13 protein-coding genes are annotated in these 13113 nt (G+C 60.2%); 7 read left to right on the top strand and 6 right to left on the bottom strand.

What is annotated here, in order from left to right:
• Positions 1 to 137: 137 nt before the first annotated feature.
• The 4 genes from N1937_RS03130 to N1937_RS03115 form a co-directional block, all read right to left on the bottom strand.
• Positions 138 to 884 carry a GntR family transcriptional regulator gene (locus N1937_RS03130; RefSeq protein ID WP_017963084.1) on the bottom strand — a complete coding sequence of 249 codons (747 nt, stop codon included), beginning with the start codon at positions 882 to 884 and terminating at the stop codon, positions 138 to 140.
• A 162-nt stretch (positions 885 to 1046) separates the two neighbouring features.
• Complete coding sequence (locus N1937_RS03125) at positions 1047 to 2177, bottom strand: sugar phosphate isomerase/epimerase family protein (RefSeq protein WP_260057440.1); 1131 nt, start codon at positions 2175 to 2177, stop codon at positions 1047 to 1049.
• Positions 2178 to 2265: 88 nt separating this feature from the next.
• Entirely contained in the window at positions 2266 to 3138 is an 873-nt protein-coding gene (locus N1937_RS03120) for an amino acid ABC transporter permease (protein ID WP_260057439.1), read from the bottom strand.
• Between the two features lie 5 nt (positions 3139 to 3143).
• On the bottom strand, positions 3144 to 4076 hold the full coding sequence (locus tag N1937_RS03115; protein WP_260057438.1) for an ABC transporter substrate-binding protein: 933 nt from the start codon (positions 4074 to 4076) through the stop codon (positions 3144 to 3146).
• Between the two features lie 505 nt (positions 4077 to 4581).
• Between N1937_RS03115 and N1937_RS03110 the strand changes: the two genes are divergently transcribed.
• Genes N1937_RS03110 through N1937_RS03085 form a run of 6 tightly spaced genes read left to right on the top strand, consistent with a single transcriptional unit; the run spans position 4582 to position 10651 of the window.
• Positions 4582 to 5817, top strand: a complete 1236-nt coding sequence (locus N1937_RS03110) for an ABC transporter ATP-binding protein (RefSeq protein WP_170282394.1) — start codon at positions 4582 to 4584, stop codon at positions 5815 to 5817.
• Positions 5814 to 6863, top strand: coding sequence for an ABC transporter substrate-binding protein (locus tag N1937_RS03105; RefSeq protein ID WP_222385808.1), 1050 nt, complete (start codon positions 5814 to 5816; stop codon positions 6861 to 6863). The genes N1937_RS03110 and N1937_RS03105 overlap by 4 nt, the downstream gene beginning before the upstream one ends.
• A 9-nt stretch (positions 6864 to 6872) precedes the next feature.
• Positions 6873 to 7700, top strand: a complete 828-nt coding sequence (locus tag N1937_RS03100; RefSeq protein WP_260059049.1) for an ABC transporter permease — start codon at positions 6873 to 6875, stop codon at positions 7698 to 7700.
• On the top strand, positions 7693 to 8514 hold the full coding sequence (locus N1937_RS03095; RefSeq protein WP_260057437.1) for an ABC transporter permease: 822 nt from the start codon (positions 7693 to 7695) through the stop codon (positions 8512 to 8514). The genes N1937_RS03100 and N1937_RS03095 overlap by 8 nt, the downstream gene beginning before the upstream one ends.
• 45 nt (positions 8515 to 8559) lie before the next feature.
• Entirely contained in the window at positions 8560 to 9981 is a 1422-nt protein-coding gene (locus tag N1937_RS03090) for a M24 family metallopeptidase (RefSeq protein WP_260057436.1), read from the top strand.
• Position 9982: 1 nt separating this feature from the next.
• Positions 9983 to 10651, top strand: coding sequence for a flavin reductase family protein (locus N1937_RS03085; protein WP_260057435.1), 669 nt, complete (start codon positions 9983 to 9985; stop codon positions 10649 to 10651).
• 200 nt (positions 10652 to 10851) lie between these two features.
• Here the strand turns inward: N1937_RS03085 and N1937_RS03080 are convergent, their stop codons facing one another.
• Positions 10852 to 11271, bottom strand: a complete 420-nt coding sequence (locus tag N1937_RS03080; protein ID WP_260057434.1) for a hypothetical protein — start codon at positions 11269 to 11271, stop codon at positions 10852 to 10854.
• A 219-nt stretch (positions 11272 to 11490) separates the two neighbouring features.
• On the bottom strand, positions 11491 to 11892 hold the full coding sequence (locus N1937_RS03075) for an acyl-CoA thioesterase (protein WP_170263093.1): 402 nt from the start codon (positions 11890 to 11892) through the stop codon (positions 11491 to 11493).
• Positions 11893 to 12177: 285 nt separating this feature from the next.
• Here N1937_RS03075 and N1937_RS03070 point away from each other — a divergent pair, with 285 nt between their 5' ends.
• On the top strand, positions 12178 to 13113 hold the full coding sequence (locus tag N1937_RS03070) for a histone deacetylase family protein (protein WP_017959231.1): 936 nt from the start codon (positions 12178 to 12180) through the stop codon (positions 13111 to 13113).

Below are 13113 nucleotides of genomic sequence, written 5' to 3'. Positions count from 1 at the left end.
TCCGAAGATGACTGCCCTCTTTTGCCGTCTCCAGGCAGCCGCGAGGGCTGTACGCACGAACCCGCCGGCAGATAGCGCGCCGGACTCTTGTTGATTCAAGTCCTGGAGCAAGCATCAGCGATACGCGCGGATCTCCATCAGGAAAAATTCTCCAGTACGGCCAGGAATGTGTGCCGGTCGCCCTGCCCTTCGGTCAGGCGCACGCGACCCTCGATGTCGGCGAGATGGTGGTCCATCAGCTGTTGCGCCTTGGCGAGGTCTTTTGCCTTCAAGGCAGCTACGATCATGCGATGGTGGTCCGCGCCGCAGTCGTCCTTGCGGTCCTCTTCGTACAAGGACATGACGAGCGAAAGCCGAGCAACGATCTTGGCGAGCACTTCCGTCAGCACCGGGTTGCCGGCGATTTCGGCAAGCACGATGTGGAACTTGCCGGACAGAACCGTCTTCGACTTTTCGTCGCCATGGTGATGGATGTGCTCTTCTTCGTCCGTCAGCTTTTGCAATGCATCCAGCTGCTCCGGCGTGACACGGGCGATAACGAGTTCCAGAAGCAGCCTCTCTATCTTCCGCCGCGCCTCGAAAAGGCTCTTTGCCTGCTCGACGCTCGGCTCGGCGACGAAGGTGCCGCGATTTCTCTTGCGTTCCAGCAGGTGGTCGCTCTCAAGCACACCGAGCGCCCCGCGCACGACGGTGCGGCTGACACCGAAATGCTCGGCGATCGCCTCCTCCAGAATTTTGGTACCGGGCTTGAGCGCACCCTCGCCGATGGCGGCGGCAAGTGTGGCGCGGATACGTTCCGAAACATCGTCATGGGTATCGGCGCTCTCTACCGACCCATTGGCCGCGGTCATCGCCTTGGGACTCTGACGGCGCATCTTTCTCATTTCAGTCTCCAAATTGCCTCTGGCGGCCCGGTGTGGATTCGATCGATCACCAGATATCCGTGCCCGATAATTATTTCCATAAGAATATTCCTGCGTAGATCATCTCGGCACATGCATTTCGATCGACGGTGCCGGCGAAAACGCCGACACCGCCTTGGGAAATCAAGCCGCTTTCTGCTTCTTCACCGATGCGGACAGGGCAATGCCCTTTTCGGCGCAAACCGCCTCGACATGAAGCGCCGATTGCTGGATGAAGCCGATCGCCTCGGCAAAGCCGTAGGACTGATTTTCGTAAGTCGGGTAGCCGTATTGGCTGCTTTCATAGGCGACCCAGTCCGGAATTTCACCTGAGGCGACGCGTTTCTCATAGGCATCCACCATCGCCATATAGGCCGAAAGCTCATCCGCCGTCAGGTCGGGGTGGCCGGCGCGCCAGATAGGATCGTCGATCTCGATGCACTGGCGCGGATTGGCTTTGCGGGGCTTGTCGGCGACAGACTGGGCGACTTCCAGCGACAGGTTCAGCGCGGCGTTGGCGTCGGCAAGAATGGGAAGGATCGCGGCGAAATCGACGATGCCGCCGCCAACGGGTCTGGTCTGGAAATCGAGACCGCCCGGAGCGCGCCCGACATAGGCATCCTTGATATGGGTTTGGCGGATATAGGGAGCCAGCCGCTTGGCGGCGAAGACCGGATGCTCGCCCCTCTGCAGTCCGTTTGCCGTGTCGAAGACGACGCCGACGCAATCGGCGCCGACCTTCTCGATCAGTCTCAGGATCTCGAAGGAGGTGATCTCGTCATGGGTTTCGATGTTCATGTGCGCGCCATTGGCACGGGCGACGGGAGCGAGCTTGCGGAGGACCTTTTCGATCCCGAGCAACTGATCTTCCCAGGTCACATCGGTGCGGAAGCGGTCATTGGCCAGCCGGCCGCGATATTCGCTCTTGAAATTGCCCGGAGCAACCCAGAGCTCATGGCAGCCGATCGCGGCGCTTGCCTCGATCATGCGCGTGAAACCGGCAATGATATCGCCGCCGCCGGCTGCCCGCAGGGCCGGTTCCTCGGCGCTGCAATAGGGATTGATCTTGCCGATGCCACTTTCGAGATAGAGGCCAAGGTCGTCAGCCTTCGCCCTGATCTCGCGCAGCAGGCCGCTGTCGAGGTCAGGACTCATGTCCAGCGCCGTACTGAAGAAAAGGCCTGCGAGCCCCAGTTCCTTGACGTGATCAAGGCTTGCCAGAGGCCCCCGCTTCTTCGCCTCGGGCAGCTTTATGCTGTCGATACCCAATTTCATGTCATGCTCCTCTGCTGTTTCCTGATGGGGCGCGCTGCACTGGCGACCCCTTCGTTGTTGATCTCAATTCACGTCGATGGATCCGCGATCACACCCGTCCGGGAGCGCGAGGCTTCGTTGCTGTCCGGCCTTTCGGAACAAGACTCTTTTCGAGATAGTGCTGGCCTATGGATGCGACGCTCGTGATGGCGAGGTACCAGATCGAAGCGACGAACAGCAGTTCGATGACCAGGAAGTTCCGGGCGTAGATCGCCTGGGCTTGCGTCAGCAGATCCTGCATGCCGATGACCGAGACGATGGCACTGGCTTTCAGCATGCCGATGGCCTGGTTCCCCGTCGGCGGCACGATGATACGCGTCGCCTGGGGCATGATGACGGTGAAAAAAGTCTGTGTCTTTTTTAGCCCGAGCGCCGTGGCCGCTTCGCGCTGGCCGCGATCGACCGCGACCAGGCCGCCGCGGATGATCTCCGACATGTTCGCGGCTTCGTGCAGTCCGAGTGCGAGGAAGCCGGCCAGGGCTGGCGTCACCAGATCGTTGATCGAAATGGTGAAGCTTCCCATCCCGATCTGCGGGATGAAGAGGGCGATATTGAACCAGAAGAAGATCTGGACGATGAGCGGCACGCCGCGAAACCACCAGACGAAGCCGGCGGCGATCACCTTGAGAACGAGGTTATGGCTCGTCGCCATCAGCGCCAGCAGGCATCCGAGCACAATGCCGAACACCATGGCGCCAGCCGTCAGTTCAAGCGTCAGCAGCACGCCGCGCAGGATCGAAGGATCCACCAGATAGCGGGGGATTTCGGACCACTGGATGCTCTGGCTCTGCCCGACGACGAGCGCGAAGAAGGCCAGCGCTGACATCGCGATGGCACCGGTTGCGATCTGCCCCCAATGCATCGGTCTTCCGACCGATGGCGCAAGGGAGAGCGATATGGGTGACGCTTGAAAAAGGGCCATCGACGTCAATCCGCAGGCATGCTGGCGGCATCATTGACCTTGACGGTCTTCACGGCCAGCGGTCCGAGGCTCCACTTCTTCATGATGGTCTCGTAGGCGCCGGAGTCCACGATCTGCTGCAAGGCGGCTACGACGCTGTCGCGCAGCTGCGAATTGTCCTTGGCCGTCAGCATGCCGAGATAACCGACGGCAAGGCGGATATCCGGCAGCGCCTGCAGGCCCTTGCCGTTTCCGGTCTGGTGCTCGGTCGTGTAGACGCTGGTGGCGTAACCATTGACCGTGGCATCGGCCCGCCCCGTGCGGACGGCCTGCAGCACATCCGGCATTTTCGGGATCGACATGATATTGACCGGGGTCGCGCATTTGGCCGATGCCGCCTCGACCATCTTCGCCTGGAAGGTGCCGACGGGAACGGCGACCTTCTTGCCGCACAGATCCTCCATGCCCTTGATGGCGAGAGGATTGTCCTTGATCGTCATGATCGTCGTTGCGTCATACATATAGTCGATGACGTCGACCTGCTTTTCCAGCTCCGGATCGTCGTTGATACCCGAGATGGAGATGTCGAAGCGCTTTGCCAATATCGAGGGCACGATCGCCGCACCCGCCCCGACATCGGTCATCTCAACATCGACGCCCAGGATGACGCCGAGTGCTGCAGCGATATCGGCATCGATGCCGATCAGCTTGCCCTCCTCGCCGTGAAAGCTGATCGGCGGCGTCAGGTCGGTCGCGACCTTCAATACGCCCGGCGACTTGATGGAGGGCGGCAGCCCGTCGGCCAGTTTCTGCGTGAGGACGACGCCGGGGAGCTTGGCGACATCGGCATCGGCCGTCATCTTCTCGGCGGCACCTCCGGCGGCGTAAGCAGAGGCCGCGATCAAAGAGACCATCGCTCCGGCAACCCCGGCCTTCAAGATTTTCTGGATGCGCATCATGTGATCCCCTTTCATTTTTGTGTCGGTGAAGTCTCGGGGATCATCCATGCAATCGCCGTGCCACCTGCAGTGGCGCGTCGATAAATATCTGATATCAACATGATTTTTGTTGATGACGATATTTCGGATAGAGTTTCGCAACATAATTCGCATTAAGTTTCGAACGTATGATGCACAATTTTTACGCTCCCCTGCCCTGCCGCATCACTTTTGACCGCCTCATTGGCTCACGAGACCCAAAAACACCTCTTCAGATGCCAAATCCCGCGCTTTTCGGCGCTTGATCGCCCGTTCAGGGGCCGTGGCTGTTTCTATCTGATGCCCATTTAATATACGACACTGGCGAAAATTTATACAAAAGCTAAATGCGAATTCTAAATCTCATATGTATTATTATGAACTTTCGAAACTTTATAAATCTAAAATGTTGCTTAATTTTCATTGACTTAGAATTGACGACAATGACGAACGGCAAAACTGGCATGCCGCTTGCAATTCGTTTCTCATGAACAAGCTCGACGCAAAATTTCTCGCCGGACCGCATCTCCGTCTTGTGCCGGAGACAGCACAGCAATCCGTGACCTCGACCCAGAACCAGGGAGGCCCTATGCCAGGCATACCGAATATGGCTGAACGCAAGCGGCTCAGCGTTCAGGGCCTCACCCACAGTTACGGTGGCCAGAACGCCATCAGCGACGTGGCCTTCGATATCGAGGCCGGCGAGATCGTTGCTCTGCTCGGGCCGAGCGGCTGCGGCAAGTCGACCGTGCTGCGCGCCATCGCCGGGCTGATCCAGCCGAAGACCGGCAGGATTGTGCTCGGAGAGAAAGACTTGGCAGAGGTCTCGGCCCGCTCACGCGGCGTCGGCATGGTCTTCCAGAACTATGCTCTGTTTCCGCATCTGACGGTCGCAGAAAACATCGCCTATCCGCTGGCCTGCCAGAAGCTTCCTCGCGCCGAGCGCAAGGTGCGCGTCGAGGAGATGCTGTCTCTCGTCAGGCTCAAGGATTATGGCAACCGCCTGCCGCGCGAACTCTCCGGCGGCCAGCAGCAGCGCGTCGCCGTTGCGCGTGCCATCGCCGGGCGCCCGTCCCTTCTTCTGCTCGACGAACCCTTCGGCGCGCTCGACCGCGCCTTGCGTTTCGATCTGCAGGTGGAGCTGCTGCACCTGCAGAAGACGCTCGGCATCACGACGCTGATCGTCACGCACGACCAGGAGGAGGCCCAGAGCCTCGCAAACCGCCTGGTGCTGATGAACAAGGGCAATGTCGAACAGATCGACACGCCGATGACCGTCTATGACCGCCCGAAGACGCTCTTCGTCAACACCTTCATCGGCCAGGCCAACCTGCTCAATGGAACGGTGCTGCGGCTCGATGCCGAGAGCTCGCTGATCGGCCTTGCGAATGACCGGACCCTGCTGCTGCCGCGCCGGCTGAATTTCACCCTCGGCTCGAAGGTCATGATCACCTTCCGGCCGGAAGAGGTTCGCCTGTCGACGCAGCCGGGCGAGAGTACCCTGCCCGTTCACATGACGGTTTCCGTGCCGCTCGGCCCCTCCCTCGTCCATGACCTTGTTCTGGAAGACGGCACGGGCCTGCGCGCCTCCGAGGTCAGAGGCCCCACCACATTCATTCCCGAACCGGGAACGCAGCTATTTGCCGAGATCGACACCGCAAGGTGTCACGCCTTTCCGGCCGAACCGGAAATCATGAGTGAAGAAACAATTCAACAGAGGTGAACGAGATGAAGGACTTTCAGATTACCCGCCGTGGGTTCGGTTTCCTGGCAGCCGGTGTTGCCGCATCGGCCATGCTTCCATTTGCCGCCCGCGCCGCCGGCAGCGGAGCCGTTGCCGCCACTTTCCCAGGCAGTTGGGAGGATGCCTACCGCACAGTGCTGACGCCGATGGTCAAGGATGCAGGCTACGACCTGACCATTGCGCCGGCGATGGCGCAGGACCAGCTTGCCAAAATCATGGCAAGCCCCGGCAACCCGCCCTATGACACGCTGCTGATGTCGCCCGGCCAGATGGCCGTCGCCATCGAGAAGGATCTCATCCAGAAGATCGATCCGAGCAAGCTCAAGAACTGGGGCATGCTCGATCCGTCCTTCCAGGGCGAATATGGCCCGACCGTGACCATCGAAGTCAACGGCATCGCCTACAATCCCGATCTCGTTCCGAAGCCGAAGGGTTATCGCGATCTCTTCGAAAACCCGGCCTATAGCGGCAAGGTTTCCTGGACTGGCTTTGCCTCGAACACCGCCGTCATGGCCTATACCGAGATCGCCAAGATCTTCGGTTCCGGCCCGAACGACATGGATGCCGTCTTCAAGCTGTTCAAGGATCATCCGGAGCATCTGAAGGGCGTGGTCGACAGCACCAACCATCAGATGACGCTGTTCCAGCAGGGCGAAATCGCCGTCTTCATGTGCTCGACCGGCAACGTCGCCCACCTGAAAAGCCTCGGCCTCAATGCCGAATTCGTCCACCCCGAAACCGGCTCGCCGGCAGCCCCCGTCAACATCCACCTGACCAAGGGCTCGGCCAATCTCGACGCGGCCTATGCCTATATGGATGCCGCCATTTCCAAGGCCGCCCAGGACCAGCTCAAGGAGCCGCCGACAGAGATGTTCCCGACCAACAAGGACGTGGCGCTGACACCGGGCATCGAAGCCTATGTCACCCGCGACCAGATCAAGACCATGGTCTATCCGGACTGGGTGGCGATCAACAAGAACCGCGACGACTGGATCCGCCAGTTCGACGCTCTCGTTGCCGGTTGAGGTGACGTGATGAAGGCGAGCGGCTTCCCATACGTCCTGCCGATGCTGTTGCTTTCCGTGGCGTTCTTTGCAACGCCGCTCGCCGTCCTCGTCGGTTTCAGCTTCGCCGGCCCCGGCGGGGCGACCCTCGAACATTATGCCCGCTTCTTCGGCGACGCGTTCAATTTCCGCGTCCTTGTCAATACTGCAAGGCTCGGGCTCGAAACCGTCATCGGCACGACCTTGCTCGGCGTGCCGATCGCGCTTCTCTACTGGCACGGCGGCCGAAACCTGCGGCAGATTCTGATCTTCCTGACGCTCATTCCGATGCTGACCAGCAATGTCGTGCGCACCTTCGCCTGGATCGTCATCCTCGGGCGCCAGGGGCCGATCAGCGAAGCGCTGGTCGGGCTCGGCCTGACGGGCATGCCGACCAGCCTGCTGTTTACCGAACTCGGCCTGGTCATGGCCATGTGCCAGATCGACCTGCCGCTGATCATCCTGCCGCTGATCGCCATCCTGTCGCGCACGCCGGTGCAACTGACGGAAGCGGCCCAGGTTTCCGGCGCCGGTCCGTGGCGCATCTTTGTCACCGTGCTTCTGCCGCTGATGCTGCCGGGCCTGCTGGCGGGCTGGATCCTGGTCTTTGCCAGCACCAGCAGTTCCTTCGTTACCCAGGCCGTCATTGGCGGCGCGCGCAACGTCTATGTTCCACAGTTGATCTACCGCGAAGTCGGCACGTTGTTCGACTGGCCGCTGGCCTCGGCCATCGCCGTCGTCCTGCTGCTGTCCACCGGCTGCCTGCTGGTCGCCCTTACCATGATGTCCCGTCACAGGAGGTTGTTCGGTCATGCCTGATCGTCGCGAAAATCCCATTCCCGTCATGCTCTACAAGGCATTCGTCTACGGTTTCGGCGGGCTCTGCGTCATCTATCTCGTGGCACCCATCGTGATTGCGCTGACGATGTCGTTCACCTCGGGGCAGACATTGAAATATCCGCCGCAGGGCTTTTCGCTCCGGTGGTACGCGGCGCTGCTCGATCCCGTTCGCTCGGCAACCGAACATATCGCCGCCTGGAACTCGCTGAAGATTGCCGGCCTTGCCGTCCTCGGATCGCTGATCTTTGCGGTTCCGGCAACCATCGGCATGACGCGCATGAAGCTCAGCGCCGCCGGCACTATCGAGCCGCTGCTGCTCGCCCCGCTCGTCCTGCCGAGCCTGGTCTACGGCCTTGCCGCCTTGATCGTCGCCAACTTCATCGGCTTCAAGCCGTCGCTCTGGCTGACCGTGGCTGGCCATGTCGTCGTCTTCGGGCCGCTGATGTACCGCGCCGCCTCCGTCGTCGCCCAGGGTCTCAACCCCTCGCTTGCCGAGGCATCGACGACGATGGGCGCCAGCTGGTTCATGACGTTGCGGCGCGTGACCCTGCCGCTGCTGATGCCCGGCATTTTGGCCGGCGCATTCCTCGTCTTCATCCAGTCGCTCGACAATGTGTCGGTATCGCTTTTCCTCGCCGACGCCCGAACGACCGTCTTGCCGCTCCGCATGTTCGCTTTGATCGAGGAATCGCTCGATGTGCGCGTCGCGGCAATCTCCGGAATTCTGATCGCCGTGACGCTGGTCGGACTGCTGGTTGCCCGGCGCGTTCTCGCGCCGCCGCGGCAGGCCTGAACGATCCGCCATTTGACCTATGCTTGAATTGGAAGGAACAAACTCATGAACATGCGCGCGACAAACGCAGGCGGCGGGATGGGATCGCTGCTGGTCGATTTCCAGCCGGATTTCGATTTCTCCGCCCCGCTGCCGCTTCCTGTCGAAGAGTTCGAGGATCGCCTTCGCAGAATTCGCCGTCAGGCGGTCGAAGCCGGTCATGACGCGCTGATCGTTCATGCCGGCAGCGTCGGCTGGTTCCACGCTTCGAACGCCTATCTTCGCTATATTTGCGACTGGATGCGCGAAGGCGTGCTGATCATTCCGACCGATGCCGACAAGGCGACGGTGCTTCTCTCCTTCTTCACCCAATCCGTCCTGTTGCCGCCGGGCGGCGAGCCTGTGCTCGTCGACGAAATCTGGCAGATCGGCCCGATCGGCCGCGAATATGCCGACCGTCCCGGCGATTCCGTCATCAAGACCGCCGAGAAATGCGCCGAGGTTCTCGCCAGTCTCGGTCTTGCTAAGGCCCAGATCGGCAGGATCGGCGACCGCACGTCGCTGACCTTCTGGTCTGCCCTGGACGAGTTGATGCCGAAGAGCAAGTTCGTCGCCGATAACGCCATCCTCGACCGCATGCAGAAGGTCCGCTCTCCGCGCGAGATCGAGATGTTCCGCGCCGCCGCCCAACTGATCAGCATCGGCACGCAGGCCGCTTATCATGTGGCGAAGTCAGGCGTCACCGACCATGAAATCCTGGCCGCCTTCACCTATGCGCAGATGGCGCTCGGCGGCGAAACCGGCGACGGCTATCAGATCGGCATCAACGAATTCGGCACCCATTGCGGCAAGCCCTATGGCCACATTGTCCGCCCGGGCGACCTCATCAATCTCTATATCTCCAACGTCACCTATCGCGGCTATACGGCCCAGACCGCCCGCATGATCGCGGTTGGCGACATCACCAGCCGTCAGGAAGTCGTGCTTGCCGCCTGCACCGAGGGCGTCAAGCGGGCCGAAAAGCTCATCAAGCCCGGCGCACTGATGCGCGACGTCAACAATGCCGCCTTCGAACCGATGATCGAGCGTGGCATGCTTTCGTCACCGGAAGCGCGCACCATGCCCTATAACTGGTCGCCGATGGAAGACGGCGGCGCACGCCTGATCCCCCATCAGCATGTGAAGGACATCGACTGGGAGGCGCAGGGCCGCAAGCTGATGCACGTCTACCCGGCAACGCACGGACCGCACAATCCGAACCTCGGCCATTCGGTCGGCATGGCCGGCGGCCAGAACAGCTTCAACATCTCCTCGCATAACTACGACAGGATGGAGGAGGGCATGGTCTTCGTGCTGCACACGCAATGGCTGGAGCCGCTGTCGGCCGGCTGCAATATCGGCGACATGTATGTCGTGACCAAGGACGGTTTCGAGAACCTCAGCCGCCATACCCCGCTTGAAACCCACCGCGTCGCTGCCGAGGCCTGACATGACCAACAACAAACACACGCATTTCGATTTCGCCAAGCTGACCGAGCGCGAGCGTTACAAGATCCTCATCGGCACGGTCATTCCGCGGCCCATCGCGCTGGTCACCACCTTGAGCAAGGAGGGCCAGCCGAATGCCGGCCCGTTCAGCTTCTTCAACGTCCTGACCCACGACCCTGCAATCGTCGCCATCGGCGTCGAGAATTATGCCGACATGCGCTTCAAGGATACCGCCCGCAACATCCGCGAGACCGGCGAGTTCACGGTCCATATCTGCGATGACGCCCTTGTCGAGCAGATGGAGGTCTGCGCCATCAAGTTCGGCCCTGAGGTCGATGAGCTCTCCGAAGCCGGACTGGCAACGGCGCCGGGACAGATGGTCAAAAGCCCGCGCATCGTGGCCGCGCCCGCAGCACTCGAATGCCGCCGCCACACCACACTGCAGGTCGGCCCGGCGCGAGAAATCATCCTCGGCGAAGTCCTCGGCGTCTATGTCAGAAGCGATGCGGTCAATCCGACCAACCTGCATATCGACCAGCAACTGATGGACGCCGTCGGAAGAATGGGTGGCCACACATATGCGAGGACACGCGACCAATTCGACGTCAAGACGCAGACCAACGAAGAGTGGAGTTCGCGAAAGAGCGTTTCGGAGCCGGTCATCGCATAGCCGGGCATTGGCTCCGGCCGATCGCGCGTCGTGGGTGATCCGGTCCAGGGCGACGTGAAGGGCCACAGGGACGGACTGCCCTGCTCGTCTAAGGCAATCAGGATGTCATATGACGCGCATCATTTTACGGTGATTCAAGCAGCATCACGCCCCCCTGAATCTAGATTTGCCTGATTGCACAAATCCCAACCCGATGCAGGTTAGGTTTGTTGTGCAATGGCTTTGGGGACTATCTCAAATTCGGGCGTGGCTGGTGTCACAACATCCATGCACGTCCAGCCAGTTACGAAGCGGAAGTGTAAAGTCGGGCCGTGTATGCCAACAGCCGTCTTCCAGATTTCAGACTGCGACTTATTGAAGGCAGCTTCCTCCACTTGATATGCGAAATGGTCGCGAACCAAGCCTTCGTCAGCACTGTGCTCGTGTTCGGTGCTCAGCGGCATTCCATCAATCAATCGGACGATACAGGGACCATCAAATGAGACCCTCAGCAAATGTTGGAGGTCATCGATAAGAAAGTCTGCTTCGACGCGTTTGCCGGTCTTCCAGCGGAAGGAATGGAGGTCGCTGGTGCTAGCCCGAATGGCGACCCCGATGTTTAGTGGAACATATTTTCTCACCGGCCAATCTTTTTCGTTTAAACTTGAATCGCTGAAGATTTACCTCAGGAAAACGCCGCAAGCTTTCATATGAAAGCTTGGCCATCGGAGCAAATTTACTGACATTTCGGCATGAATAAATCGCCACGATGGCCACCCTTGCCCGACATGGACCGAACGCTAGCCTTTTGTTCTTACGCAATTCACGAGGAACCTACTTTGTACTTTTTCTGGCATCCCCTAATTCAAAAACCGATAAAGCCAGTCGCGCGTCTCCTCCGGCAACGGAGCCGGCGATTCGTCTTCGGGGGCGTGGGCCTGCCAGATGATTTCCACCTCGGCGGCGCGCTCCTCGCCCGTCTCGATCGAAATGAGGAAGCCGATGGAGCGCACGCCGATCTTGTCGACGGTGGCGGTGAAGGTTGCCCGCTCGTCATAGTGCAGCGGGCGGTGGAGAAAGCAGGAAACCTTGCTGGGGCTATAGACGGGTTCGTCGTCGACATCGGGCCGTGAGGACCAGAAGCCTGCGAGCACGGACTCGGCATAGGAAATATAGGAGGCCAGAAACATCCGGCCGGTCATATCGACATCGCGAAACGGCACGCGTATTTCCGCCACATCAGGACGTTTCGACTGACTCATCAACAGATCTGCCTTACAGAGTTCCCATGGCAACACTACTTCATAATAGCTTATACCGGAACCGGCTTAAGGATAAAATTACGCAATAGTTCAAAGTGTTACAGCGTCCTTCACGTACAGGAAAGATGCGGGCCGTTGCAATGGCCCTGATCGACGGGAGCGGCACAAACGAGAAAGTTGTGATAAGCGAACGGTCGGACGGCGCGGCAAGAGCGCTTGTTGAAATCGTCAGGCGATGCCCCATCTGCTGTGGCACATGACATAAGCGACCGATAGAGTGTCTTCATGAGCACCCGTCTTTATGAACACCCGATCTTCCTGGAACATGTGACACCCGCTGGCCATCCGGAACGATCGGACAGGATTCGCGCCATCAATGTCGCGCTGGAACATCCGAATTTCGAGCGGCTGGAGCGCCGGCAGGCGCCGCAGGCGAATGAGGATGCGGTGCTGCTGGCGCATCCGGAGGAGCATCTTACCGCCGTGATGCGGGAGATTCCCGAGGAAGAGGGTGAGATCAACCAGATCGAAGCCGATACCTATGCCAGCAGCAAGAGCCTGCAGGCGGCATTGACCGGCATCGGCGGGGCGATGGCGGCGGTCGACGACGTCTTTACCGGCCGGGCCGACAATGTCTTCGTCGCCGCCCGCCCGCCGGGGCACCATGCCGAGAAGATGACGGCGATGGGCTTCTGCTTCTTCAACAATGCGGCGATCGCCGCCCGGCATGCGCAAAAGACGCATGGCGCCGAGCGCATCGCCATCGTCGACTGGGACGTTCATCACGGCAACGGCACGCAGGATATCTTTTGGGACGATCCTTCGGTGCTGTTCTGCTCGACGCATCAGATGCCGCTCTATCCCGGCACCGGCGCCAAGGACGAGAAGGGCAAGCACAATACCATCGTCAATGCGCCGCTTTCGCCGAATGTCGGCAGCGACCATTTTCGCGAAGCGTTCAAATCGCGCGTGCTGCCCGCCCTTGACGATTTCCGGCCGGATCTCATCATCATCTCCGCCGGCTTCGACGCGCATCACCGCGACCCGCTGGCGCAGATCAACCTGACCGGCGAGGATTTCGACTGGGCGACCGGGCGGGTGCTCGAACTGGCGGACCGGCACGCCAAGAACCGGGTCGTCAGCCTGCTCGAAGGCGGTTATGATCTCGAGGGACTCGCCGAATCGGCGGGCATGCATATTCTGAGAATGATGAAGGGTTGA

It is taken from the genome of Rhizobium sp. WSM4643 (assembly GCF_025152745.1).
Classification (GTDB): domain Bacteria; phylum Pseudomonadota; class Alphaproteobacteria; order Rhizobiales; family Rhizobiaceae; genus Rhizobium; species Rhizobium leguminosarum_I.
This window is presented reverse-complemented; position numbering and strand designations above follow the sequence as displayed.

What these genes read in the sequence shown, in the direction of transcription:
- N1937_RS03090 (WP_260057436.1), top strand. Translation starts at nt 8,560, where the DNA reads ATGAACATGCGCGCGACAAACGCAGGCGGCGGGATGGGATCGCTGCTG.
- N1937_RS03130 (WP_017963084.1), bottom strand. Translation starts at nt 884, where the DNA reads ATGAGAAAGATGCGCCGTCAGAGTCCCAAGGCGATGACCGCGGCCAAT.
- N1937_RS03120 (WP_260057439.1), bottom strand. Translation starts at nt 3,138, where the DNA reads ATGGCCCTTTTTCAAGCGTCACCCATATCGCTCTCCCTTGCGCCATCG.
- N1937_RS03110 (WP_170282394.1), top strand. Translation starts at nt 4,582, where the DNA reads ATGAACAAGCTCGACGCAAAATTTCTCGCCGGACCGCATCTCCGTCTT.
- N1937_RS03095 (WP_260057437.1), top strand. Translation starts at nt 7,693, where the DNA reads ATGCCTGATCGTCGCGAAAATCCCATTCCCGTCATGCTCTACAAGGCA.
- N1937_RS03125 (WP_260057440.1), bottom strand. Translation starts at nt 2,177, where the DNA reads ATGAAATTGGGTATCGACAGCATAAAGCTGCCCGAGGCGAAGAAGCGG.
- N1937_RS03075 (WP_170263093.1), bottom strand. Translation starts at nt 11,892, where the DNA reads ATGAGTCAGTCGAAACGTCCTGATGTGGCGGAAATACGCGTGCCGTTT.
- N1937_RS03085 (WP_260057435.1), top strand. Translation starts at nt 9,983, where the DNA reads ATGACCAACAACAAACACACGCATTTCGATTTCGCCAAGCTGACCGAG.
- N1937_RS03100 (WP_260059049.1), top strand. Translation starts at nt 6,873, where the DNA reads ATGAAGGCGAGCGGCTTCCCATACGTCCTGCCGATGCTGTTGCTTTCC.
- N1937_RS03070 (WP_017959231.1), top strand. Translation starts at nt 12,178, where the DNA reads ATGAGCACCCGTCTTTATGAACACCCGATCTTCCTGGAACATGTGACA.
- N1937_RS03115 (WP_260057438.1), bottom strand. Translation starts at nt 4,076, where the DNA reads ATGATGCGCATCCAGAAAATCTTGAAGGCCGGGGTTGCCGGAGCGATG.